Source organism: Vibrio sp. Y2-5 (assembly GCF_014596725.1).
Classification (GTDB): Bacteria; Pseudomonadota; Gammaproteobacteria; order Enterobacterales; family Vibrionaceae; genus Vibrio.
In genome coordinates this window covers 1-3,642 of record NZ_JACVEG010000024.1, presented here as the reverse complement: position 1 = coordinate 3,642, position 3,642 = coordinate 1, and the positions used below count along the sequence as shown (strand labels likewise).

The 3,642-nt window shown below is 35.5% G+C and carries 3 protein-coding genes; 2 read left to right on the top strand and 1 reads right to left on the bottom strand.

All coding sequences use genetic code 11. From position 1 onward, the window contains the following. Positions 1 to 234 precede the first annotated feature (234 nt). Complete coding sequence (locus tag HUO09_RS21585; protein WP_223159527.1) at positions 235 to 1,410, top strand: Nramp family divalent metal transporter; 1,176 nt, start codon at positions 235 to 237, stop codon at positions 1,408 to 1,410. Between the two features lie 59 nt (positions 1,411 to 1,469). Continuing rightward, positions 1,470 to 2,252: a DUF5718 family protein gene (locus HUO09_RS21580; protein ID WP_188235251.1), complete on the top strand. Its 783-nt coding sequence runs from the start codon at positions 1,470 to 1,472 to the stop codon at positions 2,250 to 2,252. Positions 2,253 to 2,339: 87 nt separating this feature from the next. On the opposite strand, the gene HUO09_RS21575 is transcribed toward HUO09_RS21580, so the two are convergent. Continuing rightward, positions 2,340 to 3,368: a LacI family DNA-binding transcriptional regulator gene (locus HUO09_RS21575; RefSeq protein WP_188235250.1), complete on the bottom strand. Its 1,029-nt coding sequence runs from the start codon at positions 3,366 to 3,368 to the stop codon at positions 2,340 to 2,342. Positions 3,369 to 3,642 lie beyond the last annotated feature (274 nt).

Below are 3,642 nucleotides of genomic sequence, written 5' to 3'. Positions count from 1 at the left end.
GCTCACGAAGAAATAGCGGCAGCCCTTCGCTCCGCTGGACTAGTTGATTAACTTTAGAATATCTAGACTGGAACCCAAGTGGTTCCAGTCTTCTATAAAAATAATAATTTAAACGTGAAACAAAAATGTAGGTATTGTATGAAATCTAATACGAGGATAGAGACAGTAAAAACTGTCAGGAGCTCGTATCAACAGGGCGAAAAGTCGTCTAATTGGTACAAGATGTTACTTCTTATGGGCCCCGCATTTGTTGCTGGCGCATGGAGATTTGGTCCCGGCGCACTGACATCAGCTGTACAAGCAGGTAGTCAGTATGGATACCATCTACTTTGGGTAATAGTAGTTTCTGGCATTCTAATGTTCTTCTTTAATGATATGTCAGTCAGGATAGGTCTTTCAACTGGTGAGAAGTCATTAGTTGACACAATAAAGGAAACTTTAGGCCACAAAATTGGAGTGTTAGCTGGGGTTGGTGTATTTTTCATTACTTTATGTTTTTCTGTTGGGAATGCAATAGGCTCTGGTATAGCTTTACAGTTACTATTTGGTGGGTCAGTTATAGCTTGGGTATTAGCTTCAACTGTCGCAGTAGGCATTTTGATTGCGATGAAAAATGCGTATCGAGCATTAGAGAAGATGCTTGTTGTTCTAATTGCAATTATGTCATTAGGTTTTTTGGGATCTGCAATTTTAAGTGATCCTGAGTGGATTGATGTTTCTATGGGTTTTATCCCCACAATACCTTCTGATGCAGGATACTTGCTAATAGCGTTAATTGGGACTAATTTTTCCATTAATTCGGCTTTTTATAGTGGCTATTCTATCCATGAGAGAGGGCTGAAACCAGAACAGTATAAGCATCTTACTATTGCTGATACGATCCCTGGAAATATAGCTACGGCGGCCATGACGATGTTGGTTATCATTGTATCAGCCGCAGTATTTAATGTTACCGGTGAAACGGTTAAAAATTTTACCCAACTTGCTAAAGTATTAGAACCTTTATCAGGGAAAATGGGATCAATTATTTTTAGTGTTGGCTTTTTTTCTGCGGCATTTTCATCTATGGCCGCGAATGCTTCCGCTGGAGGTACATTATTGTGTGATGCCATGGGCTGGGGTAACAAATTATCATGCGTAAGAGTAAAGTTGTATGTATATGGTATTTTGGTATTTGGAGCTTCAGTTGCTGTATTTAATAATGGTTCTCCAATTAAATTAATTATCTTGGCACAGGCTTTAACTGTTCTAGTCGCTCCATTCCTAGGTATCCTGTTATTTGTTATATCATCTAAAAAATCCATTATGGGTAAGTTGGTTAACAAAAGCTTACATAAAATCTTTGGTTATATAGGTTTGTTTGCAATATTTTCCTTGTCATTTAGGTTGGTTATTAAGCTTTTCTTATAAAATGTTGTGGCATCAAGGATTTGTTAATAAATCCTTGATGTTATTTAAAGGAGGTATATATGATATTAGGAATATCCGGTAACTTTAAAGGTCATTTGGACCCGTTAAATCAAGAAGATAATGATGTTGACATCCCTAGGTGTATGTTTCCTATATATGCTAAAGGAATAGGTGGTTATCTTAGTGTTTATCCAGTTAGTAAAGAATACCTGAGAATAACAAATAGCTATAATTATCAAATTGAGCCTGAAATATCTCTTTTTCTTGATGTAAAATATGAAAATGGTAAAGTGTTTAGCCTGAATGCTACACATTATACATTATTCAATGATTGCTCAATTAGAAATGATAACATAAAGAGAATTGCACTAAAGAAAAATTGGGGGAAATGTTCAAAAGGTGCTTATTTAAAAGCGATCCCTTTATTGTCATATTCTGAAGGTTCAGCATTGGAAAAGTTAAGAATTGTTAGTTTCTTAAAAAGAGATAATGTCCTTCATCAATATACTGAAGATTGTGCCATAACTGAATATACATTTAAATATGAAAAATTGTTATCCTGGATAAAAGAAACAATAAACAATCAAGAAGAAACGGAAGTAAAAGATAATTTAATCAATATGTTGAGGACTTGTCATTTTCCAGAAAGTATTCAAGTCGCTATTGGGGCTACTAGATATACTGATTATGGGAAAGGAAATTTCTTAAAACATGGAGATGAAGTGTTTATATTGTTGTATGAAAATGATAAATATGATAAAGAAAAGATAGAGCAAATAATTGTTGATGATCGTTTGGGTATGGTAGATATAGTAAATATATGTCAAAAGGTTATTTTATAAGTGTGGGTAGTTAAATTTTATTGCGTAAGAATTATTAATCCGAGTGGTATTCTACTCGGATTTTTGCTTTTAAACTATGGATAGTATTTACACTTTATAATGGATTGATGAATATCTAGGAATTAAGCTCGGCATAATTTCTATAATTTCGTCTGTTTTATCTCCAAATAAAAGGTCTATCGCTTTGTAAGCGATAAAATCTAATGGAATATGGACAGAGGAGATCGGTGTAGGTAGCATATTTGCGAGTGGAGTATCATTGTAACCGACTAGCGCAAAATCCGTTCCTGGATTTAATTGGAATTCTTTCGCTGCTGACATAACTCCTAAGGCTAAGTTGTCGGTAACGGCAAAAATAGCAGTAGGTCTATTTTTTAGACTTAAAAGAGTTCTTCCAGCGCTCTCTCCTGATTCAAAATCAAAACGTGATTCAATGCATAAAGATTGTTCAAATTCTATCCCAGCTTGTGTTAGTGCATTTTTATATCCTTCAGTTCTTCCCAATGAGTTAGATGAGTAATTAGGACCCGCAACAATACCAATCCTTTTATGACCGAGATCTATCAAATGACGAGTGGCAATATATCCGCCATGTACATCGTTCCCCACAACTGAGTTACTAGTGTGGTCAGTTCTCAGTACTAATGTATGAGGTACACCGGACTTTCTTAACTTTTCTGTGGAATGACTATCTAATCTTGAAGTGGCAAGAATAAGCCCATCAACACGCCTTCCTAAAAGAGACTCAATAGCTTTTTCTTCCTCTTCTAGCTCGTCACCACATGTAGCCACAATTGTAAAATAGCCACTGTTTTGAGCAGCTTTTGCCAATTCTTCATACAGAATAGCCATAACTGTATCTGTAAGGTGAGGAACCAAAACTCCTATAGTTCCGGTTCCACCTCTCCTCAAACTAGATGCCATTACGTCTCGTGTATATCCCAGTTCTTTAGCGACAGCTCTAACTCTTTCTGCCGATTTGCTCTTGGATTTAGGTAATCGTTCGTCAAGGATCCGAGAGACGGTAGATATACTTACCCCAGTCGCTTTTGCTACATCTTTTAAAGTTACGGGTAAGGTTTTTGTTGTAGGTTTTAGGTTAGTTAAGTCATTCATTATATTAATATTATTTATCGTATTTAATGGATTATAGCACTAGAGCTACTTTACCACCACCGGAGAGTAAAAATCGCATTACTTTAGAGATAGTTCGTTTCAAAGAGACGAATTCATTAATTCTATCTTATAAATTTCCGTACAATCCATTTCAACCCACCTCCTTTAGTATTGTATTGGCTCAAATTTCCGAGTGCTAGATCACAAAGAAAGAAACGAAAAATAACTCTTATTTTTTTTTGTGAATTCATCTGCAATAAGAATCAACCTTTCT